17 protein-coding genes are annotated in these 24,032 nt (G+C 40.7%); 1 reads left to right on the top strand and 16 read right to left on the bottom strand.

What is annotated here, in order from left to right; translation table 11 throughout:
- Window positions 1–6: 6 nt before the first annotated feature.
- The 12 genes from NMM26_RS08875 to gyrA all read right to left on the bottom strand — a co-directional run bounded on the left by NMM26_RS08875 (window position 7) and on the right by gyrA (window position 12,353).
- Window positions 7–438 (bottom strand): arginine repressor, encoded by a 432-nt coding sequence (locus NMM26_RS08875; RefSeq protein WP_020900686.1) that lies wholly within the window; start codon window positions 436–438, stop codon window positions 7–9.
- Window positions 431–1,246, bottom strand: coding sequence for a TlyA family RNA methyltransferase (locus NMM26_RS08870; protein ID WP_254754271.1), 816 nt, complete (start codon window positions 1,244–1,246; stop codon window positions 431–433). Before NMM26_RS08870 ends, NMM26_RS08875 begins: the two co-directional genes overlap by 8 nt.
- Window positions 1,239–2,114: a polyprenyl synthetase family protein gene (locus NMM26_RS08865; RefSeq protein WP_254754270.1), complete on the bottom strand. Its 876-nt coding sequence runs from the start codon at window positions 2,112–2,114 to the stop codon at window positions 1,239–1,241. The genes NMM26_RS08870 and NMM26_RS08865 overlap by 8 nt, the downstream gene beginning before the upstream one ends.
- Window positions 2,111–2,323 carry an exodeoxyribonuclease VII small subunit gene (locus NMM26_RS08860; protein WP_000043226.1) on the bottom strand — a complete coding sequence of 71 codons (213 nt, stop codon included), beginning with the start codon at window positions 2,321–2,323 and terminating at the stop codon, window positions 2,111–2,113. The genes NMM26_RS08865 and NMM26_RS08860 overlap by 4 nt, the downstream gene beginning before the upstream one ends.
- Window positions 2,301–3,641: an exodeoxyribonuclease VII large subunit gene (gene xseA / locus NMM26_RS08855; protein WP_125454940.1), complete on the bottom strand. Its 1,341-nt coding sequence runs from the start codon at window positions 3,639–3,641 to the stop codon at window positions 2,301–2,303. Before xseA ends, NMM26_RS08860 begins: the two co-directional genes overlap by 23 nt.
- 126 nt (window positions 3,642–3,767) lie before the next feature.
- On the bottom strand, window positions 3,768–4,406 hold the full coding sequence (gene udk, locus NMM26_RS08850; RefSeq protein WP_001181376.1) for a uridine kinase: 639 nt from the start codon (window positions 4,404–4,406) through the stop codon (window positions 3,768–3,770).
- A 109-nt stretch (window positions 4,407–4,515) separates the two neighbouring features.
- A complete protein-coding gene (gene truB / locus NMM26_RS08845; protein ID WP_254754269.1) occupies window positions 4,516–5,394 on the bottom strand; it encodes a tRNA pseudouridine(55) synthase TruB in 879 nt (292 codons plus the stop codon).
- 9 nt (window positions 5,395–5,403) lie between these two features.
- On the bottom strand, window positions 5,404–6,678 hold the full coding sequence (locus NMM26_RS08840) for a DUF2130 domain-containing protein (protein ID WP_254754268.1): 1,275 nt from the start codon (window positions 6,676–6,678) through the stop codon (window positions 5,404–5,406).
- 95 nt (window positions 6,679–6,773) lie between these two features.
- Complete coding sequence (locus tag NMM26_RS08835) at window positions 6,774–8,054, bottom strand: O-acetylhomoserine aminocarboxypropyltransferase/cysteine synthase family protein (protein WP_000196318.1); 1,281 nt, start codon at window positions 8,052–8,054, stop codon at window positions 6,774–6,776.
- A gap of 146 nt (window positions 8,055–8,200) precedes the next feature.
- Window positions 8,201–8,998, bottom strand: coding sequence for a formate/nitrite transporter family protein (locus tag NMM26_RS08830; protein WP_000254778.1), 798 nt, complete (start codon window positions 8,996–8,998; stop codon window positions 8,201–8,203).
- 143 nt (window positions 8,999–9,141) lie between these two features.
- Window positions 9,142–9,885 (bottom strand): class A sortase, encoded by a 744-nt coding sequence (locus tag NMM26_RS08825; RefSeq protein ID WP_000018500.1) that lies wholly within the window; start codon window positions 9,883–9,885, stop codon window positions 9,142–9,144.
- A complete protein-coding gene (gyrA, locus tag NMM26_RS08820) occupies window positions 9,885–12,353 on the bottom strand; it encodes a DNA gyrase subunit A (RefSeq protein ID WP_254754267.1) in 2,469 nt (822 codons plus the stop codon). The genes NMM26_RS08825 and gyrA overlap by 1 nt, the downstream gene beginning before the upstream one ends.
- A 194-nt stretch (window positions 12,354–12,547) precedes the next feature.
- Here gyrA and NMM26_RS08815 point away from each other — a divergent pair, with 194 nt between their 5' ends.
- On the top strand, window positions 12,548–13,534 hold the full coding sequence (locus tag NMM26_RS08815; RefSeq protein WP_000204729.1) for an L-lactate dehydrogenase: 987 nt from the start codon (window positions 12,548–12,550) through the stop codon (window positions 13,532–13,534).
- A 313-nt stretch (window positions 13,535–13,847) separates the two neighbouring features.
- Here the strand turns inward: NMM26_RS08815 and pyk are convergent, their stop codons facing one another.
- The 4 genes from pyk to NMM26_RS08795 all read right to left on the bottom strand — a co-directional run.
- A complete protein-coding gene (gene pyk, locus NMM26_RS08810) occupies window positions 13,848–15,353 on the bottom strand; it encodes a pyruvate kinase (RefSeq protein ID WP_254754266.1) in 1,506 nt (501 codons plus the stop codon).
- Between the two features lie 58 nt (window positions 15,354–15,411).
- A complete protein-coding gene (pfkA, locus tag NMM26_RS08805) occupies window positions 15,412–16,419 on the bottom strand; it encodes a 6-phosphofructokinase (RefSeq protein WP_000820871.1) in 1,008 nt (335 codons plus the stop codon).
- 82 nt (window positions 16,420–16,501) lie between these two features.
- Window positions 16,502–19,603: a DNA polymerase III subunit alpha gene (locus NMM26_RS08800; RefSeq protein WP_254754265.1), complete on the bottom strand. Its 3,102-nt coding sequence runs from the start codon at window positions 19,601–19,603 to the stop codon at window positions 16,502–16,504.
- Window positions 19,604–19,727: 124 nt separating this feature from the next.
- Window positions 19,728–24,032: LPXTG cell wall anchor domain-containing protein (locus NMM26_RS08795; RefSeq protein WP_254754264.1), on the bottom strand; the 4,305-nt coding region annotated here is incomplete at its 5' end.

Below are 24,032 nucleotides of genomic sequence, written 5' to 3'. Positions count from 1 at the left end.
ATAGACCTACCAATTTTTTACTTGTTCAAAGATTTCCTCAGCTAGACTTTCACTTCTGGCAATGACTAAAATCGAACTATCATCAGCCAAACAGCTAAAAATCTTGTCCGCAAAAGTCTCGATTAACTGAGCTTTTACAAAAGCTGTATTTCCTGGGATGACTTGGAGATTAATCATCTTATCCATCAATTCAGCCGATTCGATATTGTCTTCAGCCAGTTGCAGACTTTTTACGATTGATTTTGGCAATTCATAGACATAGGTGTTGTCTCTCAAAGGAATTTTGACAATACCTAGTTCTTTGATATCCCGTGATACCGTTGCCTGAGTAGCAGTGATTCCTGCTTCTTTCAAGTGTTCTACAATTTCTTCTTGCGTACCGATTTGATAATCTGTCACAAATCGTCTAATTTTTTCAAGTCTCTCTTTTTTATTCATTTTTAAATTGACTATGCGCCCTCTCTACTACTTCTTCAATTTCAGCAAGAACCTGATTGCTTGCTGACTCTTCTTTTTTCAAATATGCTAAAAATTCAATATTTCCATGCCCACCTTGGATGGGAGAAAAATCCAATCCAAGGACTGAAAAGCCTTCCTCTACTGCCATAGCTGTGACAGATTCAAGGACATTCTGGTGAACCTTGGCATCTCGAATAATTCCATTTTTTCCAATCTGCTCACGTCCTGCTTCAAACTGGGGTTTAACCAGAGCCACGACCTGACCTTGATCAGCCAAGACATGGTGCAAGGCCGGCAAGATCAAACTGAGGGAAATGAAACTCACGTCAATGCTGGCAAAGCTCGGTTCCTGCTCGAAATCAGTCTTTTCAGCATAGCGGAAATTGAACTGCTCCATGCTGACAACCCGTGGGTCTTGGCGTAGTTTCCAAGCTAACTGATTGGTACCAACATCGACTGCAAAGACCAACTCAGCACCATTTTGCAACATGACATCGGTAAAACCTCCAGTAGAGGCACCGATATCAATCGTAGTCTCGCCATCCACCGACAAATCAAAGACCTGCAAGGCCTTCTCCAGTTTCAAACCACCACGGCTAACATACTTGAGTTTCTCCCCCTTAAGTTTTAGCTCGGTGTCATCTGGAATTTTCTCTCCTGGCTTGTCAAACCGTTCTCCATTAAGGACTGCTACGACTAGGCCAGCCATCACACCGCGCTTGGCTTGTTCTCGCGTTTCAAACAAGCCCTGTTTATAAGCTAGTACATCCACTCTTTCCTTAGCCATTGATTCTCAAACTTTCTACTACTTTCACAATCGATTCTGTTTCAAAGGGAACCTGCTGGGCAATTTCTTCTAATTTGGCATTAGCTTGATCCAGAGTTTGGTTACAAAAGGCAATAGCCTCTTCCAAGCCCAACAAGGCTGGATAGGTTGATTTTTCTGCCTGTAAATCTTTTTGAGGCGTCTTGCCGATTTCCTCAAAACTAGCTGTCACATCCAGTACGTCATCTCGAACTTGAAAAGCAAGTCCAATTAATTCACCAACAGTTTTCAGCTTTGCCTGCATCTCAGGTGCCAATTCGGCTATAATAGCAGCCGCTTGGAAGGGATAAGCTAGTAGTTTTCCAGTCTTATTAGCATGAATAGTCTGGAGTTCTTCCAAAGACAAATGCTGGTGTTCACCCTCCATGTCCAAAACCTGCCCTGCCACCATACCCAGACTACCTGAAGCAAGGGATAAGTTGGCAATCAAGTCTACCTTAATCTGACTTGGCAAATCTGCCTGCGCTATCAAGGCATAAGGATCTAGGAACAAAGCATCTCCAGCCAAAATCGCCATCGCTTCACCAAATTTCTTATGATTGGTCAATCGTCCCCGACGGTAATCATCATCATCCATAGCTGGAAGATCATCGTGAATCAAGCTCCCTGTATGGATCATTTCCAAGGCAGCTGCCACTTGCGCGTGAGCAGGTTTAATAGCGACCTGCAAGGTTTCCAGAACTTCTAACAAAAGAAAAGGCCGAATACGCTTGCCACCAGCATGAATGGAATAGAGAACAGCTTCTCGTAAACTAGAAGCAAACTGCTGGTCTCCATAAAAGTCTTCCAAAGCTGACTCAACAAGAGCTAATTTTTCTTGTTTTTTCATTCAAAATCACTTTCTGTTCCGTCTTCTTGCATAACCTTGACCAAGGTCTTTTCTGCCTTGTCCAGCGTCGCTTGGAGCTCTTTTGACAAGACCATGCCCTTTTGAAAGGCGGCAATCGCATCTTCCAGAGCAATTTCACCATTTTCTAAACTTTGGACAATGGTCTCCAGTTCTGCTAAATTTTCCTCAAATTTCTTTTGTTTTGACATCTTTAACCTCTAATTCTACTTGACCATCTCGCATCAACAGCGTTACTTGGTCTGTTTTCTTTAAATTTTCAACCGAATCAACTACGGACTCTTCTTTTTTGACAATTGCATAGCCACGCGCCACGATTCGACTGGTATCCAACATGAGCAAGGCTTCTGAAAGTCTCTTGACCTCAGCAACCTTGGCATCATAAACCAAAGCCATTTGGCTACGTAGGAGCTTATCCAATTGTACAAGCCGATCCTGATAACGTTGGATTTTAGTAACAGGCGATAATTGGACTAGTCGATGCGTCCTTGCTTGTACTATCTGTTTGTTATCAGAAATCCGTGTTCGCAAACTTTGTTTCAAACGCAATTGCAGTTGATCCAAGCGTTGCAAATAACCATCATACAAGCGCTCTGGTTGTCTAAAAATAACAGACTGACTGCATTTTTTCAAAGCTTCTTGTTTCTTAGATAGGACATTTCGGACTGCTGTTGCCATCCGTTTTTCCTGATTTTGCAAATGAGCTAATAGATCCAACTTGGTCACAGGCGTTGCCAGTTCAGCTGCAGCTGTTGGAGTCGCAGCCCTTCTATCTGCCACAAAATCCGCCAAGGTCACATCTGTCTCATGCCCCACACTAGAAATAACTGGCAGACGAGATTCAAAAATAGCCCGCACCACAATTTCTTCGTTAAAGGCCCAGAGATCCTCGATGGAACCACCACCACGACCAATAATGAGCAAGTCCAAATCGTCACGTTCATTAGCACGCGAAATATTTCGAGCAATTTCCTCCGCAGCCCCTTCACCTTGAACCTTGGTCGGATAGAGAAGAATGTCCACACCTGGGAATCGCCTGCTGACGGTCGTGATAATATCTCGAATAACGGCTCCACTACGACTGGTTACCACACCAATTCTCTTAGAAAATTGGGGCAGAGGTTGCTTGAAGCGTTCTTGAAACAGGCCTTCTTCTGTTAGTTTTTTCTTGAGTTGTTCAAACTGAATCGCAAGCGCACCAACTCCATCAGGCTCTGCCTTTTCAATGATGATGGAGTAGCTACCACTTGGTTCATAGACCTGCACACGCCCAATCACATTGATTTTCATCCCTTCTTCCAGGTCGAAACCTAATTTCTGATAAATTCCAGACCAGATGGTCGCTTGAATAACTGCATGGTCATCCTTTAGGGAGAAATATTGGTGAGTAGGTCGTTTACGAAAATTGGAAACTTGACCAGTTAAATAGACCCGTTCCAAGTAAGGGTCTTTATCGAATTTCATTTTCAGATACTTGGTCAAAGTTGTTACCGATAAATACTTTTCCATCTCCACCTACTATTCATTTTCTTGCTCTTTCATGGGTATTATTATACCAAAAATATGCCTAAAAATCTTCATTTATGTACCATTATGAGGGAAAAATAAAAAAGGAGGCCAGGCCTCCACGTCTGATTATTTGCTGTTTCGAGCTTCTTCCAAAATCTTTGCAATCTTGGTTGTCAACAGGTCGATAGCCACTGTATTGCTGACTCCCTCAGGAATGACGATATCAGCATAACGCTTGGTTGGCTCGATAAACTGGTGGTACATAGGTTTGACCACACCTAAGTACTGGTCAATGACGCTATCAAGGCTACGGCCACGCTCTTCCATATCGCGCTTGATACGACGAATAATGCGCACATCGTCATCCGTATCCACAAAAATCTTGATATCCATCAAATCACGCAGACGCTTGTCCTCTAAAACAAGAATCCCCTCAACAATAAAGACATCTTGAGGTTCTTGGCGATAAGTCTTGCTGCTTCGTGTATGCTCTGTATAGTCATAAGTCGGAATGTCCACCGGACGCCCTGCCAACAATTCCTTAATCTGCTCGATCATCAAGTCTGTATCAAAGGCAAAAGGATGGTCGTAGTTGGTTTTGACACGCTCTTCAAAGGTCAAGTGAGACTGATCCTTGTAGTATGAATCATGCTCAATCATGGAAATCTTTTCATCAGGAAAATGCGATAAAATGGCTCTTGAAACACTGGTCTTACCTCCACCAGAACCACCTGTCACTCCGATAATGATTGGTCTATTTTGCATGCTATCCTCCGTTTTTTTATCCGTCGTCTATTCTATCACATTTTTTGCAAAATTTATAGTCTGATTTGGATAGTCTAGGGGAAACAACACTCCCTACACCCCAGTTAGATTAGCTAAAAACCTTCCTTGGCTTGTAGAGATTGTCCCGTTTTTCTAGAATGGCTAGCAATTTATCATCTTCAAAAGCAGCTAATTCTTGTTCTGTTTGTTCGAGTTCGATAAAACGACCAAAACGCACTTCTGTAGCCTCTTCTGGACTTAGGAAAACTTTGACAAGGTCGCCTGTCCCAATCTCTAGAGGATGGAGAAAGTCCAGTTGACCAACCTCAACTCTTTCAGCAATTTCTTCCAAGGTAAGAGCATCTTCCAGTTGCAAACCAGCTGCACTAGTACGAGTTAACTGAGACATATGGGCAGCATAGCCAAGTTTTTCTCCCAAGTCAACCGATAAGGTACGAATATAGGTTCCCTTGCTACATTTCACACGGAAAGTAAAACGTGCAAGTTCGCTCTCATAAAAAATCGGACTTGTCCGTTCAAATTGATAAATGGTCACCTGACGTTCTGGACGCTCCACTTCCTGACCAGCACGCGCATACTCATAAAGCTTACGACCATTGACCTTGACAGCCGAATACATAGGTGGAATCTGAGTAATAGGCCCAGTCAAACTAGCGATTGCTTCATCAACAAGCTTTTCATCCAGGGGAGACAAAACAGGGGTTTCTGCAACTACTTCCCCACTTGCATCCTCAGTCGTCGTGGAATAGCCGAGAGTGATTTCTCCCTCGTAGACCTTGCCCTCATCCTGCATAAACTCGACCATGCGGGTCGCCTTGCCAACCGCAATCGGCAAAACACCCACCACATCCGGATCCAGGGTCCCACCATGACCAATCTTCTTGGTTCCCAAAATCTTACGCAGTTTAAAAACCGCATCATGCGAGGTCATCCCCGCTTCTTTTTTTAAGTTGATAATACCGTTCATTTTTGCTTTCTACTCCCCCTTCAGCGCTTCGAACTTTGCTTTCATGGTTGGATTTTTTCGGGTCAATTTTTTGACGGAGACATCTTCCAATTTATTATTAGCTAGGCGGAGTTGGTTTTCGGATGTTGTTAGGAACTTCTTGACCTCTTCCATCCGTTTGATAGCCTTGTCAATTTCATCGATAGCTTTGCCAAAGTTAGTCGAAGCTGAGTTATAGTTCTTAGCAAAGGCCTGTTTAAAGGCATCCAAGTCTTCCTCAAAATGCGTAATGTCGATATTTTGTTCGCGAACCAAGGCCAACTCCTGCTTATATTTTAGGGAATTAAGCGCCGCATTTCGTAAGAGACCAATCAACTGGATAAAGAATTGAGGACGAACCACATACATCTTTTCATATTCATGACTGACATCCACAATACCCGTGTTGAAGTAGTCGTTATCTGCCTCTAGCATGGTCACCAAAACAGCATATTCGCAATTTTTTTCACGACGGTCCTTGTCTAATTCCTTGTAAAAATCCGCATTCTTGTGCTTCTTCTCTGTTCTGTCAGCTTCATTTTTCATCTCAAACATGATGGAAATAATTTCGACCCCATTTTCATCACACTCCCGGAAGATAAAGTCACCCTTAGACCCACGCGCTGAAACCTTGTTATCCTTTTCAAAGTAAGCATTTGGAAAGGCAAAACTACGGACCTTGTTAAACTCACTCTCTGCATAGTGTTCCAGACTTTCCCCGATGGCTTTTGTAGATTGTTGGGCTTTGAAATTCTTGTAAAATTCGACTTGTTCACTGGTTGCTTTAAGTTGGGCTTCATAGTTTTGCTTAACAGAAGCCAAAGATAACTCACTTTCCTTTTCTTGCAAGAGAAGCTGATTTTTAACCTGATCCCGTTCTTTTTCAAGGTCAGAAAGGGTCTTTTGCAGTTGATTTTCATGCTCTAAACGCAAGGTAGCCAATTGGTTTTCCAAGGCCTGCACTTCCTTGTCCTTAGCCAAGAGAGCCTGATGGCTTGTCTGTTCAACCTCTTTCTTAGCCAACTCTTTCTCTGTATCAAAGTTTTGGATTTGACTCTGCAATTGCGCGATTTCTTGGTCTTTTTGAGCTAGTTTAGACTGTTGCTCATTCATAGCCTTTTGCTCAGCCAAGGCCAGTTCCTGCTTCATGCGGTCGTGTAATTCCTTATCAAACTCTGCTGTTCTCACTTGGGACAAAAGTTCGGCATACTGACTTTCATTTACTGTAAAGACTTCCCCACAGTTGGGACATTTGATTTCGTTCATATCGTTCCTCTTTCTAGACTTCTGTAACCATTATATCATGCCTGAAGGAAAATCAAAAACAGTGAGTCGAAACCCACTGTTTATCTTCTTTTTCTTTAAATTTTTTCCAAGGCCAAGCGCAAATCTTCAATCAAATCCTCTACATTTTCAAGTCCGATAGACAAGCGGATTTGGTTTGGTGTGACGCCAGCTGCTTCTAGGTCTTTTTCTGACAATTGACCGTGAGTGGTTGTTGCTGGATGGACAACAAGCGATTTGGCATCTGCCACGTTTGCAAGATCAGAAAAGATTTCTAAATGATCAATGACCTTACGTGCTTCTGCCTCTCCACCTTTGACATGGAAGGTAAAGATTGAACCCACACCTTTTGGTAAATATTTCTCAGCCAAAGCATGATAAGGACTATCTGCTAGTTTTGGATAATTGACCTTTTCTACCTTAGGATGGTTGACAAGAAAATCAACAATTTTCTCAGCATTTTGCACATGGCGTTCCACACGAAGTGAAAGGGTTTCAAGTCCTTGTAGCAACAAGAAGGCATTAAATGGTGACAAGGCCGCCCCTGTATCACGAAGCAATTGAACACGGACAGCGATAATAAAGGCTGCTGCCCCCACATCACGAGTATAGCTCAAATTGTGGTAGCTTGGGTCTTCCTCAACAAATTGAGGGAATTTTCCTGAAGCCGCCCAGTCAAAACGCCCGCTATCGACAATCACTCCACCAATAGTCGTACCATGACCCCCGATAAATTTAGTCGCAGAGTGAATAGCAATATCTACACCGTGAGAAAAAACGTTAATCAAATAAGGTGTAGCAAAGGTATTGTCAGAAACAAGTGGAATCTGATGCTTATGAGCAATCTCTGCCAATTTTTCCAAATCTGGAATGTTAATCAAGGGGTTGCCCAAGGTTTCAATCAAGACAAGCTTGGTATTGTCATTGATAGCTGCTTCTACTTCCTCCAAGTTATCCACATCGACAAAGGTTGTTGTGATCCCATAACGAGGAAGGGTTTCTTTCAAGAGATTGAAGGTTCCACCGTAAATAGTTGATGCTGCCACTACATGGTCACCAGCATGGGCAAGAGCCAAAATCGTATAAGTCACCGCAGCCATACCTGATGCTGTTGCAAGAGCTCCAACACCACCTTCAAGAGCAGCGATTCTTTCTTCAAAGGCCGCTGTTGTAGGATTGGTAATACGGGTATAGATGTTCCCTGGTTTTCTCAAGGCAAAGAGATCCGCACCTTCCTGCGTATCATCAAAAACAAAGGATGTTGTCTGATAAATCGGTACTGCCCGAGACTTGGTAGCTGGATCCACGACTTGACCAGCATGTAGTTGCAAAGTTTCAAATTTAAAATCACGAGTCATAAAACGACCTCCAAATAGTTGATTAAGTATATTGTAGCACCTTAAATTATAGTTTACCAATATCAGTTTTCTATATTTTGATATAAGAACTAACTATTACCTTATTTTAAAAATGAAAAAAGCACGACTCAATCGTGCTCATTTTTTTAATCTACATAAGTATCTTCGTTTTTATTGAGGAAGGCGTATGGAAGACCCATCAAGAGACCACCACCAATGAAGTTCCCAATGAAGGTTACACCCCAGTGACGAAGCATATTTCCAACACCAAAGTTAGCAATTGAATCCGCAGCAACACTGAATTTCACAATCGCGAAAGAAGCAAAGTTCGCAGCGATGTGCTCGTTTGTTAAGAATACAAACATGTAAATTGCTGATAAAACTAGCCAAAGTTTGGCACCACCATCTTTGACTAAAACAAATGAAAGAATCGCAATATTTACGAAAATATTGGCTAAAATACCTTCAAGTAAGACTAGCTCATTGGAACGGCCTAACTTCATCTCTACAACCCCAGAGATGAAACTATCATGAGTCAGATGTGCATAGGCTGCTGAATGAGCAAAGCCCCAACCTGCTATCAAAGCCCCGATAAGGTTGAACAAGGTACAGTAAAGTAAAATCTCAGCTGTCTTTCTCCAAGAGATTTTTTTCAAGAAACTACCAGCAGTCAAGAACATCATATTTGATGTTACCAACTCGGCATTCAAGAAAACAATGTAGGCCAATCCCCAAGCAAAGACAAAGGGGAAGAGGAAGCGTCCACTACCTGGTGCAATTTTATTAATCAAGTCAGCCCCAACTGCACCAGCAGCCGTACTGAAGGTTAAAAATGCACCTGCGAACATAGAACGAATCGCATACTTAAATTTGCTTTGACTATAAAGACTTTCCTTCTTCTTGCAAGCAAATTCAATCTTTGAGATAAATTCTGAAGAAACCATAATAAACTCCTAAAATTTTTTTACCTGATAATTATATCACAAACTTTAGAATTAAGGAAACGTTTTCTGTATTTCATAACAGTTTATTTTGAAACGCAATCTATAAAAAATCAGTAAAACCTAAGATTTTACTGATTTTATCTTTAATAGCGTTGTTTATATGGTTGATTGAAAGCTGTTAGAATTTCTTCAGGGGTTTGTGAATAGTCTTTTGTATCTTTCAAATCACCTTTTACGATAATACGCTCTGTCGCATCATAGTCTACACAGGTTACAAGCGTGATTTCATCAACACCACTACGGTCATCAATCTCATCGACGCGATCTGGAGTCACATGCTTCACTTCACGGATTTCATAGGTATAAACTTTATCCTTATCAGTTAGATAAATTTTCATCCCATTTTTAGCACGTGACAGTGGAGAAAAAAGCATTTGACTGGCATTTTCCGCCGTGAAGATGTGATGGCTCGCAAGTGAATAGTTTCCTTTCCCCATCACTTGGTCACGCTTCATTGTACCAGCTCCATAGAAGAGATTGACATTATCGAGCCCCTTAAAAATAGGCAAGTTAATTTCTACCTCAGGAACAGCAATTCCACCGATAACAGGCAATTTTTGCGAATCCCATTGTGAGGATAAGACAGCTTCTGACGAGATAGCTTTTACTGAATCAAAGTCAAAATTTCCTTCTGTATCTTGATTTTCTTCCAATTTTTCTTTTGATACCTGGCTGACTTGGTATTTATTAGTATTCCAAACCATGAACATATCACGAATTTTTGAATTGAAAATCAAAGCAAGTGACAAGAGAATTAAAAATCCTGCCAGGATATTGATTAGTAAATTTTTACGATTTGTTTTCTTTTTGTTCTTTTTATGAGACATTATGCTTCACCTTCTGTTTCGTTTTCTGCCCCAACTTCTTCTTTTTCTGCCGCTGTAACCGTAGTAAAGGTTACAATTTTAGCATCTTGGTCCAGGCGCATCACTTTAACTCCCATAGTTGAGCGACCTGTTTGTGAAATATTGGCAACGTTGGTTCGAATCATGACACCTGTATCAGTGATAATCATCAAATCTTCATCGCCTTTAACTGTCATAAGACCAGCAAGGGAACCATTCTTTTCAGTAATTTTAGCAGTTTGCATCCCTTTACCACCACGACCTTTTGTTGGATATTCAGTCGCAACGGTGCGCTTACCATATCCTTTTTCAGTGATGATCAGAACCTCATCCTGGTCTGTAATCACACTGGCACCAACTACTGTATCTCCTTCACGAAGATTGACACCTTTCACACCCGTAGCGATACGACTCATTCCACGAACGGCTGATTGATTAAAGCGCACTGCGTAGCCAAACTTAGTACCAATGATAATATCCGTATCTTCTTCTGTCAACAGTACATTAATCAATTCATCTTCATCTTTGAGGTTCAGTGCTTTAAGTCCATTCTGACGAATGTTAGCAAATTCCTTAACGCTGGTTCTCTTCACAATACCATGACGGGTTGTGAAGAAGAGGTAAGCTTCATCACTACGTTCAGACTCAACATTGATGATAGTCTGAATACTTTCGCCTTCATCCAATTTCAAAAGATTGACAATCGGCAATCCCTTGGCAGTACGGCCATATTCAGGAATTTCATAACCTTTCAGGCGATAGACACGCCCTTTATTTGTAAAGAAGAGCAGGTGATCATGAGTGCTAGTCGACACTAACTCACGAACAAAGTCGTCATCCTTTACACCGGTTCCTTGAACACCACGACCACCACGTTTTTGAGCAGTAAACTCGGCTTGATCCAGACGTTTGATGTAGCCTTTGTTAGACAGTGTAATCAAGACATCCGATTCTTCAATCAAATCCTCGTCTTCAAGACTCAAAACTTCACCGACCATCAATTCAGTACGACGTTGGTCTCCAAACTTACGCTTGACTTCGTCTAATTCATCTTTAATGATTTGAGAAACACGTTCAGGCTTAGCAAGAATATCCGCCAAATCTGCAATCAAAGCCAAGAGATCATCATACTCAGACTGAATCTTATCGCGTTCCAAACCTGTCAAACGACGAAGACGCATATCAAGAATAGCTTGACTTTGACGTTCAGAAAGCTTAAACTTGCTCATCAACTCAGCTTGTGCTTCCGCATCCGTTTCACTAGCACGGATGATACGAATCACTTCATCGATATGGTCTAGCGCAATTAAGAGACCTTCTAAGATATGAGCACGCGCTTCTGCTTTTTCCTTATCAAAACGAGTCCGACGAACAACCACTTCTTTTTGGTGCTCAATATAAGCATCCAAAATCTGACGAAGGGACAAAATCTTGGGTACACCATTTTGGATAGCAAGCATATTGAAACCAAAGTTGGTTTGCATCTGGGTCATCTTGAAGAGGTTATTGAGAATAACATTTGCGGATGCATCACGTTTGACCTCGATTACGAAACGAACCCCTTCGCGGTTTGACTCATCACGAACTGCTGTAATACCCTCAATGCGTTTTTCCTGAACCAAACGAACAATATGCTCATGCACCTTTGTTTTATTGACCATATAAGGAAATTCTGTAACAACAATACGCTCACGGCCAGTCTTAGTTTCTTCAATTTCAGTACGTGAACGAAGGACAATAGAACCTTTACCTGTTTCATAAGCCTTATGAATACCTGATTTCCCCATAACAAGGGCACCAGTTGGAAAATCTGGCCCAGGCAAAACTTCCATCAAGTCCTTAGTAGTCACTTCAGGATTGTCCATGACCAACTTCACTGCATCAATGGTTTCACCCAAGTTATGAGGTGGAATATTGGTTGCCATCCCAACCGCAATACCAGTCGCTCCATTAACTAAAAGATTTGGAAAGCGCGCTGGCAATACCAAGGGTTCACGTTCATTGGCATCGTAATTATCAACAAAATCAACTGTATTCTTATTGATATCACGAAGCATTTCTAGAGCAATCTTGCTCATACGGGCCTCAGTATAACGCTGGGCAGCAGCACCGTCTCCATCCATAGAACCAAAGTTTCCATGCCCATCGACAAGCATGTAACGGTAGCTCCACCATTGAGCCATACGGACCATGGCTTCATAGATAGAGGAATCCCCGTGTGGGTGGTATTTACCCATGACATCCCCTGTAATACGAGCAGATTTTTTATGAGGTTTGTCTGGAGTAACACCCAATTCATTCATTCCGTAGAGAATCCGACGGTGAACGGGTTTTAAGCCATCTCGAACATCAGGAAGAGCCCGCGCTACGATAACACTCATGGCGTAGTCGATAAAGCTCGTCTTCATCTCCTTTGTCAGATTGACATTCACTAAATTTCTATCCTGCATTAATAAATGCCTCATTTCACTATTAGTAATTAATTATATTATACCATAATGTCCGCCATATTTCAGATATCTAAAATCGCTAAAACGTTTACATCAAGAACTGCAAGGCATATCCGTGACAAAGCTTTTTAAAAGTGATAAAATTGAAATAACTGGGGAAATCCCTGAATAAAATTAAGGAGATGTTTAGAATAATGACTTCAACTAAACAACACAAAAAAGTTATCCTTGTCGGTGATGGTGCTGTAGGTTCTTCTTACGCTTTTGCACTTGTTAACCAAGGAATTGCACAAGAGCTTGGAATTATCGAAATTCCACAATTGCATGAAAAAGCTGTTGGTGACGCGCTTGACCTTAGTCACGCCCTTGCCTTCACTTCACCTAAAAAAATCTATGCAGCTCAATACTCTGACTGTGCAGACGCAGACCTTGTTGTAATCACTGCAGGTGCGCCTCAAAAACCAGGTGAAACTCGTCTTGACCTTGTAGGTAAAAACCTTGCTATCAACAAATCAATCGTAACTCAAGTTGTTGAATCAGGTTTCAAAGGTATCTTCCTTGTTGCTGCTAACCCAGTTGACGTCTTGACTTACTCAACTTGGAAATTCTCTGGATTCCCTAAAGAACGCGTTATCGGTTCAGGTACTTCACTTGACTCAGCTCGTTTCCGTCAAGCACTTGCTGAAAAATTGGATGTTGATGCTCGTTCAGTCCACGCCTACATCATGGGTGAACACGGTGACTCTGAGTTCGCTGTTTGGTCACACGCTAACATCGCTGGTGTAAACCTTGAAGAATTCCTTAAAGACACTCAAAATGTTCAAGAAGCTGAATTGATTGAATTGTTCGAAGGTGTTCGTGACGCAGCTTACACAATCATCAACAAAAAAGGTGCAACATACTACGGTATCGCAGTAGCACTTGCTCGTATTACTAAAGCAATCCTTGACGATGAAAACGCAGTACTTCCACTTTCAGTATTCCAAGAAGGTCAATACGGAGTTAAAAACGTCTTTATCGGTCAACCAGCTGTTGTTGGTGCACACGGTATTGTTCGTCCAGTAAACATCCCATTGAACGACGCAGAAACTCAAAAAATGCAAGCATCTGCAAATGAATTGCAAGCTATCATTGACGAAGCATGGAAAAACCCAGAATTCCAAGCTGCTTCTAAAAACTAATTTAGATAGAAAAAACTCCTTGAGTCATCAGGGAGTTTTTTTTTATTTGTTTCTAAACTAAACCTTTTATGAAAGTTGCATGAAGGAAATAAGATCTCAATAAAACTATCATGACACGAGTATTGAATAAAGACATTAAGACACCACATCAAATCAACACTCACATTATTAAAAGTATGAAGCAATCAGCACTTTATACTATCTCATTAAATCGAAAGTAAAAAGTTTTGCCCCTTTTTTTGCCCTCTGGCACAAAAAAAGAGCCCATCATACAGGCTAGAAAGCTTGATATGATAGGCTTTTTAATGTTAGATTAACGTACTGTACGGATACGCATTGTGTTTGTACGAACAGCTTCTCCAACTGGTACACCAGCTACGATAACGATATCGTCACCAGATTGTACAAGTCCTGCTTCAACTGCTTTACGTTCAGCGATTTCGAACATATCGTCAGTTGATGATGGAGCATCTGTCAACATTGGGATAACACCCCAGTTCAACATCAATCCACGTTCTGTCAATTCGTCGAATGTCAATGCCAAGATGTCAGCATTTGGACGGTATTTAGAAATCAAACGTGCAGTGTGTCCAGTCTTAGTAAGAGTTACAACCAATTTGATATCCATTGAGTTAGTAGCATCTTTAACAGCTGAAGCCATTACTTCTGTCTTAGAGTTACGTTCAAATGAATCTGAGTTCAAACGTCCGTATTCGTTAAGAAGAGTTTGAGCGTTCTTATCGATTGTAGCCATTGTAGCTACTGACTCAAGTGGGTATTTACCGTTTGCAGACTCACCTGAAAGCATTGTAGCATCAGTTCCATCGATAACAGCGTTGAATACGTCTGATACTTCTGAACGAGTTGCACGTGGTTTTTCAGTCATTGTTTCAAGCATGTTTGTTGCAGTGATAACAACTTTACCTGCAGCATTAACTTTCTTGATGATCATTTTTTGGTAAACTGGAACCATTTCGAATGGTACTTCGATACCCATGTCACCACGAGCGATCATGATACCGTCAGCAGCTTCGATGATTTCATCCAAGTTGTCGATACCTTGTTGATTTTCGATTTTAGCGAACAATTGAACGTGTCCATTTCCAGTTTCTTCACAGATTGCACGAACTTCGTTCACGTCTTTTGCAGTACGTACGAATGAAATCGCGATGAAGTTGATACCTTGTTCAAGACCGAAACGGATATCATCGTTATCACGATCAGCAAGAGCTGGGAAAGGAATTTTAGTGTTAGGGATGTTAACACCTTTTTGTTTAGCAATTACGCCATCGTTTTCAACTTCAACTTCAAATTCACGAGTTGCATCATCTTTAGCAACCACACGAAGACCAAGTTTACCATCGTCAACCAAAACTTGACGACCAACTTCAACATCATCATAGATATCAAGAGCACCAGCAACGTTCAATGCAATCACATCACGAGTTGATTTGATTCCTTGTTTAGTCGCAACACGGATTTTCTCACCAGTTTTGTATGAATACTCTTTAGCTTCACCTTCGAACAATTCTGTACGGATTTCTGGTCCTTTAGTATCAAGAAGGAAACCAACTTTTTTACCTGCAAGTTTTTCTGCAAGTTTAACAGTTGCCATACGCTCACCTTGTTCTTGGTGGTCACCGTGTGAGAAGTTGAAACGGAATGTGTTAGCACCAGCTTCAATCAATTTGGCAATGTTTTTAGCTGAAGCTTCAACATCAAGTTTTTCACCCCAGTATCCGTCCTCACCAAATTTTTTACCACCACGGATTTCTACCGCAGGTCCCAAAGTTGCAACGATTTTTACACGTTTATTCATGATTTTTGTGACTCCTTTATATATATGACCTTTTTGGTCTTATTAACTAAATTATAAATTATGACAAGCAATTGTTCAATTGTGACAGGTCAAGATCAGCTTTGTGTGGATTATTTACAATAATCTTACCGTCTGCTGCCAAACTAAACAATGCTCCTTCTTCTGCAGTACCAAGAATTGGATTTTCAACCATTTTTTCGTTACGAATACCTACCGCAACACCACCGATACCTTTTTTAAGAAGTTTAACAGCATGGGCACCCATACGTGACGCCAATACACGGTCACGCGCAGTTGGAGAACCACCACGTTGAATATGTCCAAGTTCTGTCACACGAAGATCGGTCGTATCTCCAGCTTCTTTTAGTTTTTGAGCAAATTCATCTGCTGACATAACACCCTCTGCCAAAACGATGATATTGTGTCTTTTACCACATTCATAGCCAGCTTTGATACTTGCTACGATATCTTCAATTTTGAAGTCTTCTTCAGGGATGATAATTTCATCAGCACCAGTTGCGATACCCGCCCAAAGAGCGATATCACCAGCGTTACGCCCCATAACTTCGATGACAAAAGTACGACGGTGACTTAATGATGTATCACGAATCTTATCGATAGCGTCCATAGCAGTCGTAACCGCTGTGTCAAAACCGATTGTGAAGTCAGTACCAACGATATCGTTATCAATTGTACCTGGAAGACCGATAGCTGGGAAACCATGCTCAGTCAAACGCATAGCACCGTGGTAAGATCCGTCACCACCGATAACAACTACACCTTCAATGCCGTGTTTTTTCAATTGCTCAATCCCTTTAAGTTGCCCTTCAAGTTGAGCGAACTCTGGGTAACGAGCTGAGTGAAGGAAAGTACCACCACGAGAAATGATGTTTCCTACTGAAGCCGCATTTAAGGGATGAATTTCACCGGCAACCATACCAGCATATCCGTCATAGATACCAAACACTTCCATTCCTTCTGAAATTGCTTGACGAACAACTGCACGGATAGCAGCGTTCATACCAGGGGCGTCTCCACCACTAGTTAAAACAGCAATACGTTTCATATTGGTTTATGCTCCTTTTTCTTTTAACATTCTTCTTGATTATACCACATTTGATTTTAAAATTCTTCTATTTTCCGTATTTTTAGCGATAAATCGTTTTCATAACGATTTCATTCAATTTCTCCTCTAATTCATTGAATTTAGCTACAAAATGATGGGGAGAAACGATGGTTTTCTGTTCCTCTTCATACCTGATGATGACTGGTATTGGACCTTTATACTGGTCTAAAATACGTGAAATTTCTTGATCCGATTCATGATTTTTTACCTGTATCCAAAAGCGTTCAGCAACTGCTTCTCTTATTTCTTGTGCAATCATTTGCAGACGGCCATCACGTGACTGGATTTTTCCTTTTATATAGTAGAAGGCTCCCTCTTTTATTTCCTGCCCAACCTGTCGATATAAGTCTGAAAAGAGAGTGACATCCAATTTTTTCTTACTATCATCTACCTGTAAGAAAGCCATGTTTTCGCCCTTTTTGGTACGAATTACTTTTATTTTCTGAACTTCAACCAAAATAATAGCGTAACTATTTTCTGACAAATTCCCAATTGGTGTAATCTGGTAAATAGCTTTATTTGCGATAGTTTGTAGGGGATGTTTGCTGACACCTATCCCTAAAAGCTCTTGTTCCATATAGAATTTTTCTTGTTCCGTCCAATCTTCCGATTCCTGCCAACTATAAATAGTATCTCCAAACAAACTTCCTAACTCTTTTACAAATTCAAATAGATTAACTAAATTATTGAATACTTTTTGACGATTTTTTTCAAATGAATCGAAAAGACCAACTTTTACCAAAGGTTCTAGCAGAGGAAGTTTCAGATAATTCTCAGGTAATTTAGCTATAAAATCTTCAATGTTGGAATAGGGTCTATTTTCAAGAATCAATAGAGCCAAATCCTTGCTGACTCCCTTAATCGATTTCAATCCTAGATAGATGGACTTGTTGGCAATTTTATCGTGATAGGGAATGGTGTTGATAGACAGAGGCGCCACTTCAAAGCCTGCTTCAAGTGCATCTATTAAGTAATCACTGTTGGCAGAATTCAACATAACCTGATAAAAAATGGCTGGATAATGCGTTTTGAAATAAGCCAACTGGAAGGCCAAGGCTGAGTATGCATAGGCATGAGATCTATTAAATCCATAACCTGCAAACTTCTCCATGACATCAAAGACCTGCTCTGCTTTTTCCGCAGTATGACCAGCTTCTATGGAGCCTTGAATAAAGGAAGCCCTCATCTCATGCATGGCAGAGGCATCCTTTTTCCCCATAGCTCGACGCAAAATATCGGCCTTACCAAGACTAAATCCAGCAAATCGCTGAGCAACCTGCATAACCTGCTCCTGATAGAGCATAATGCCATAAGTTGGAGCCAAAATATCCTCCAGAGCTGAATCTAGAACAGTCACTTCTTCCTGCCCATGTTTTCTAGCTACAAAATTATTGATATAATCACTAGCACCTGGTCGATTTAGGGAAGTAGTTGCTACAACATCTTCAAAACAGACTGGTTGCACACGTTTGAGCAGGCGAATAGCACCAGGTTGCTCAAATTGAAAGATACCTTTTGTATTACCAGACGCAAACAAAGCTAGGGTGTCGTTGTCTTCTAAATCGATTTCTTCAATTTTCAAGTGAATACCTTCTGATTCAGCAAGCAACTCTTGCATCTTCTGGACAAAGGTCAAATTTCGCAGTCCCAGAAAGTCCATTTTCAAAAGTCCACTTGCTTCAACTCCATGAGCATCATACTGAGTCAGTGGAATTTCATCACCATGCTTTAGTGGGATATAGTCTGTCAAATCTTGGTCACTAATCACAACACCAGCCGCATGGACAGAGGTTTGTCTTGGATAGCCCTCAATCTTGCAAGCAATTTCAAAGGCTTTTTGATATTCTAACTTACTATTGATTTGCTGACGAAACTGTAGATTGCCTTCGTAAGCTGACTTGAGATTATCACGAAAACTGATTTTCTTGGTAATTGCAGATAATTCATACTCTGGCACACCAAAACGTTTCAAGACATCTCGAAGAGCTTGCTTAGCCCCAAAGGTAGAAAAAGTAACGATTTGAGCCGCATGTTTACTGCCATATTTATTACCAACATATCTGATAAAATCTGGACGATAAATATCTGGGATATCAATATCAATATCTGGCATGGTATAGCGTTCACGATTGAGAAAACGTTCAAAAATGAGATTCTTCTCTACTGGGTCAATCCCTGTGATATCCAAAGCATAGGAAACCAAGCTACCAACTGCAGAACCCCGTCCCATTCCCATATAATAACCATTCGAACGTCCAAAACGCAACAAATCCCAGACAACCAAGAAATAATCGTCAAAGCCCATATCATGAATAACAGCCAATTCTTGGTCTAGACGGTCTTGATATTCTTCACTAGTCAACCCCTTCTGAGTAAGTCCCAATTCAGCACGTTCTCTCAACTCTTCTACTGCTGGTCTAGCAGGATTAAAGCGAGGCAGTTTCAGACTAGTATCCAAGTCATAAGAAATACCTGAAATAAGCTTTTCTAAATTGTCCAAGGCTTGAGGAAAACGTTCTTGGAATAGTTTCTCTAAAGAACTTGCTGATATAAAAACATCTTGTCTCGAACGCAAAGGAACTTCTCTGAGCGGTTGATTTTCTTTAATCGCTGTTAGTACTTGAAGAACTTCTCTATCCTTACTTTCAAATGCATTGACCCGATACAATGGCAAAATAGGATGGTGAAATTCTCTGGCCAGTGTTTCTGGGTAAACCCCTATATAGTAATCACAGCCTAGATTTAACAACTCAAGTTCTTCAAAATAAGGCACAATTACCGCAATATCCTCTAGATACTGAGATAGAACTGACCAACTTTTCTCCCCCTGCATCTTTGCTGTTGAAAGTTTCATCAACTGCTGATAGCCCACACTAGATAAAGCTAAAAAGCGCAGATTTACATCCTTGTCATCTACAAGCATATTCATTTCAAGCCCTAACAAAGGATGAATGCCATATTTTTTTGTAACCTCTAGAAAGTCGAAAGCCCCATAAAGATTGTCAATATCCATCATAGCCAGATGAGTGTATCCATAGTCTTTTGCTACTCTCACATACTTGTCGATTGAAATGACACTCTCCATAAAACTATAGACTGTTTTTGTATCTAGTTGTGCGATCAATTTACACTTCTCCTCTATCGTTCTCACTATATTATACCATTTTCAAAAAAGAAAAGAACCTGAGATATTAAATCTCAAGTTCTTTCTTAGGCTGAATCAATCACTGTTTGAAAGAAAGTCTGAATTATTCTTCGTCTTTTCTTTTCTTACGAGCAATCAATCCGAATCCACTCAAAGCTCCTAGAAGTCCAAGTGCTGCAAGACTAGAGTGTGCTTCTGTACCTGTATTTGGAAGTTCACGTTGACCATCCATATACTGTGGTGTAGCAGGCTCTGCTGGTTGTTCAGGTGCCACTGGAACTACTGGTTGTTCAGGAGTCTCAGGTGTCACTGGAACAGGATTTGGTGCAGGACTAGGTTCTGGTTGAGGAGTTGGATTGGGTTGAGGTTGTGGAGTTGGTGTATTACCACCTCCGCCTCCATTGTTGCCACCACCATTATTTGGTGTAGGAACAGGGATGTACTTGATTGGCGTATCTTGAGTTGGATCTGCAGGTACATCCGGTACTTCATATCCTTTCGTTGGATCGTTTGGATCAACTGGTTTCAATGGATTTCCATTTGGATCTACAGGGATAAATCCTGGTACGTAAGGTACTTTTGGTTTATCTGTTCCTGGTTTAGTTGGATCTGTAGGATCGTTTGGATATGGAGTTGGTGGAACTTGATCTTGTCCCTCCGGTAATTTTGGAATCCATGATCCAAGTTTGTCGTAAACGACTTTTTCAGTGATGTTTACACCTGGTTTTGCTTCGATATCTTTTTGAGACGATTCGATATCTCCGCCACGAGCGATGTATCCATCCACTTTCGGTAACTTGTTACCATCTAAGATAGTATCATCACCTACTACTGTCCATTCACCATATGTGATATCTCCAGTTACTAGGTTCACTTTCGCAGTACGTTTGAACTTGATTGTTTCAGTGTGAGTAGCTGCTACTTCTTTTCCATTGCGATCTACATAAGTGATTGTACGAGTTGCAGAAGATTCTGTTACTAAGTCTTTCACTGTTTCAGGCCATACTGGACTGTTTGGATCTTCAGGGAACACTGGTTTACCTGGTTCTGGATTTGATGGTGTTACTGGTTTCAGTGGGTTGTTTGGACCTACTGGTTTCGTTGGATCTGTTGGTACCTGTGGTTTATCAGGGCTGTTTGGATCTGTTGGCACGATCAGTGGAGTAACTTTAACGTTGAAGATTTGATCTTTATCTTTATCATTGTCGAATACTCTATCTGTATCTGCTGAAGGGTAATCATTGCTTGTTACAATGTAACCTTTCTTAACAAGCTCTTGGATCTTGCTTTCAACTTCTCCAGACTTAGTGAATTTAGAACCTGAATCACCTTGATCTACTACTGGATCAGATACTACTTTACCATTGTTATCTACGAAGTTCGTGATAGCTTTTTGTTTATCATTTTCGTAAACGATTGGTGTATCCGTACCTGGATTTGTTGGTACTGGTGGTACTTCATATCCTTTAGATGGATCTTTTGGATCCACTGGTTTCAACGGTACAAGTGGGTTAGTGTTTGGATCCACTGGTTTCGTTGGGTCTTGTGGAACTTTTGGTGTTGTTCCTGGGATATGAGGAATCACTGGTACTTTCGGACTATTTGGATCTTGTGGATCTTGTGGTTTAGTTGGACTTGGTGGTACAACTTTACCTGGATCTTGTGGATCGTTATCGTAAGGAGTTGGAGTTGGTGGAGTTACACCATCTGGTACTTTCGGTACAAGTTTTCCAACTGGTACGTATACAACTTTGATTGTTTCATCTTTAGAGTTCTCAGTTAATCCTGTAGTCTCAGCTACTTCTTTTTGAGCTGGATCTTTCAAAACGTATCCTGGAACTACTGGTGATGTTACTTTATCAAATGTAGTATCGTTGTTTACTGGAGTCCATTTACCATATTCGATATTACCTGTTACAACGTTAATCTTAGCTTCACGAGTGAAGGTTACTTTGTCAGTTACATCAGCTGTAGATTTGTTTCCATCTTTGTCTGTGTACTCAACTTTGTTTCCATCTTTATCCACGTATGAAATTGTACGAGTAACGTGTTTAGTCGTTTCTAGTGACTTGATTAACTCTTCAGTCCATTTTGGTCCATCAGGATTATTTGGATCGATTGGTGTACCAGGTTTTGGTTTGTTAGGATCGTTCGGGTTAGTTGGGTCAAATGGTTTAATTGGCTCAACGTGAGGTGTTAACACTACAGTGTATTCTTGATCTTTTCCAGAATCTTTATCGAAGTTTCCGTTGTTATCTTTACCGTAGTTGTTGCTTACTAACTCATATCCTTTAGCGATTAACTTAGCAATTTCATTAGTTACTTCTGTTGCTTTCGTTAATGGCTCACCTGACTTACCTTTTTCTTCGATGTTATTCACACCTGGAATTGGGTTTCCACTTGGATCTACGAATTTAGTTACTGCTTTTTGATCATCTTTTACATACTCAATTACAGTATTTTCTGTTGGTGTCTTAGGTGTTGGTGGTACATATCCTTTAGATGGATCTTTCGGATCTACTGGTTTCAGTGGGTTTCCATTTGGATCTTTTGGAGTTGTTCCTGGGATATGTGGAATCACTGGAACACTTGGTTTGTTTGGATCGTTTGGAGTTGTTGGATCATTTGGATCTACAACTTTACCTGGATCTTTTGGATCGTTTGGATATGGAATTGGATCAATTGGTGTATCACCATCTGGTACTTTCGGAGTCCATGATCCTACTGGTACGTATCTAACTTTCAGATCTTGGTTAGCTGAATCTACTGTTAAGTCTGTCGCAGATGCTTTAACTTTAGATCCATCAGCTTCTACTAAGTCACCTTGTGTATCCTGGTTAGGTTTTACAACATATCCTTTAACAACTGGTGATTTAACTTCAGCAAATTTAGCTGTTCCTGCAGCTGTCCATCCATTTGTAGTGTCTGTTGCTGGAAGATCTACTTTACCGTCACCGTTTGTATCGTATCCTACTACTGAACCGTCTTTTGGATTTACAATTGCTGTACGTGTGAAGCTTACTTTATTAGTTACTTTTGGAGCTTCTGTAGTAGATACTTCTTCATCAGTACCATCTTTAACGTAAGTAATTGTACGAGTTACTGACTTGATGTTGTTTAGTTTATTAAGAGCATCTTCAGTCCATTTTGGTCCATCTGGTTTGTTTGGATCAATTGGATCTCCTGGTTTAGGATTCTTAGGATCTTCGTTAGGATTTTCTGGATTTGTTGGTGTTACTGGAACTGTCTTAGCTACCGTTACGTAGTAAACTTGAGACACTCCGTCTTTACCTTTATCATCCACGCTATCGAATACTCCTGCTTCACCTGGATATTCAGCTTGACCTGCTTTATTTGGTACTACTGTGTAACCAGCTGCTTTAAGTTCTTCAACAACTTTCGTTACTTCACCTGCTTTAGTGAATTTAGCTCCTGCATCTCCTGCTTCTACGAATGAAGTATGAACTGCATTACCGTCTTCATCTACGAAGTGAACTACCGTTACTTGTGATCCATCTTTAACATAAACAATATTTGTGTCTTTACTTGGATCTTGTGGTACTGGTGGTTTGTAACCTTTTGTTAAATCATTTGGATCTTTTGGTTCTAATGGTTTACCAGTAGATGGATCTAATGGTGTTAAACCTGGAACGTTAGGGATCGTTGTTGTTGGTTCACCTGGTTTTGTAGGATCCGTTGGGTTGTTTGGATACTTAGGATCAGTAATAGTTGGAGGAGTTGTTCCTTCTGGTACTACTGGTACATATTTACCTAAGTCTTTATACACAACTTTTTCAACGATATCTTTATCAGTTGCTGTTACGTTTGCTACATCTTTCTTAGATGATTCTACATCTCCTGTAGCTACATATCCTGTAATTACTGGAAGTTCTGTTTTACCTTCTAATGTAGTGTCGTTGTTTACAGCAGTCCAGTCACCGTAAGTTACTTCACCTGTTGCTTGGTTAACAGTTGCTGTACGAGTGAACGATACAGTTGTTTCATGTTTAGGTGCTGCATCAGTTCCACGTTTAGTTGTATCTGCTACATCATCTGCGTAAGTATACGTAATTGTACGTTTAACTTCTTCAGTAAGTTTTAGATCTTTATATTTTAGACCATTTGGATCGTTTGGATTCAATGGTTTTTCTGGATCAACATTTGGATCGTTTGGTGTAACCGTTACTTTTGTAGGGTTGTACACTACTGTTTCAACGATATCTTCATCTGTTGCTGTTACATTTTCTTTAGCTGGAACTTCAGCTTTAGTTGGTGTGTAATCAGGAACTGATGGTGAAGTTACTTTATCAAATGTTGTATCGTTGTTTACTGGAGTCCATGGAGCTGCTTCTTTAGTTGTTGCATTTCCATCGTTATCTAAGTAAGTTACTTCTCCAGTTACAGCATT

The sequence above is a fragment of the Streptococcus sp. CF7_Ac1-8 genome (genome assembly GCF_024295435.1).
In the GTDB taxonomy this organism is placed as follows: Bacteria; Bacillota; Bacilli; order Lactobacillales; family Streptococcaceae; genus Streptococcus; species Streptococcus mitis_AP.
This window is presented reverse-complemented; position numbering and strand designations above follow the sequence as displayed.

Bases quoted from the DNA above. Each gene is read 5' to 3' on its own strand.
- xseA (WP_125454940.1), bottom strand. From the start codon at position 3,641: ATGGAAAAGTATTTATCGGTAACAACTTTGACCAAGTATCTGAAAATG.
- NMM26_RS08815 (WP_000204729.1), top strand. From the start codon at position 12,548: ATGACTTCAACTAAACAACACAAAAAAGTTATCCTTGTCGGTGATGGT.
- udk (WP_001181376.1), bottom strand. From the start codon at position 4,406: ATGCAAAATAGACCAATCATTATCGGAGTGACAGGTGGTTCTGGTGGA.
- NMM26_RS08865 (WP_254754270.1), bottom strand. From the start codon at position 2,114: ATGAAAAAACAAGAAAAATTAGCTCTTGTTGAGTCAGCTTTGGAAGAC.
- NMM26_RS08825 (WP_000018500.1), bottom strand. From the start codon at position 9,885: ATGTCTCATAAAAAGAACAAAAAGAAAACAAATCGTAAAAATTTACTA.
- gyrA (WP_254754267.1), bottom strand. From the start codon at position 12,353: ATGCAGGATAGAAATTTAGTGAATGTCAATCTGACAAAGGAGATGAAG.
- NMM26_RS08830 (WP_000254778.1), bottom strand. From the start codon at position 8,998: ATGGTTTCTTCAGAATTTATCTCAAAGATTGAATTTGCTTGCAAGAAG.
- pyk (WP_254754266.1), bottom strand. From the start codon at position 15,353: ATGAATAAACGTGTAAAAATCGTTGCAACTTTGGGACCTGCGGTAGAA.
- NMM26_RS08835 (WP_000196318.1), bottom strand. From the start codon at position 8,054: ATGACTCGTGATTTTAAATTTGAAACTTTGCAACTACATGCTGGTCAA.
- NMM26_RS08875 (WP_020900686.1), bottom strand. From the start codon at position 438: ATGAATAAAAAAGAGAGACTTGAAAAAATTAGACGATTTGTGACAGAT.
- NMM26_RS08860 (WP_000043226.1), bottom strand. From the start codon at position 2,323: ATGTCAAAACAAAAGAAATTTGAGGAAAATTTAGCAGAACTGGAGACC.
- NMM26_RS08840 (WP_254754268.1), bottom strand. From the start codon at position 6,678: ATGAACGAAATCAAATGTCCCAACTGTGGGGAAGTCTTTACAGTAAAT.
- truB (WP_254754269.1), bottom strand. From the start codon at position 5,394: ATGAACGGTATTATCAACTTAAAAAAAGAAGCGGGGATGACCTCGCAT.
- pfkA (WP_000820871.1), bottom strand. From the start codon at position 16,419: ATGAAACGTATTGCTGTTTTAACTAGTGGTGGAGACGCCCCTGGTATG.
- NMM26_RS08870 (WP_254754271.1), bottom strand. From the start codon at position 1,246: ATGGCTAAGGAAAGAGTGGATGTACTAGCTTATAAACAGGGCTTGTTT.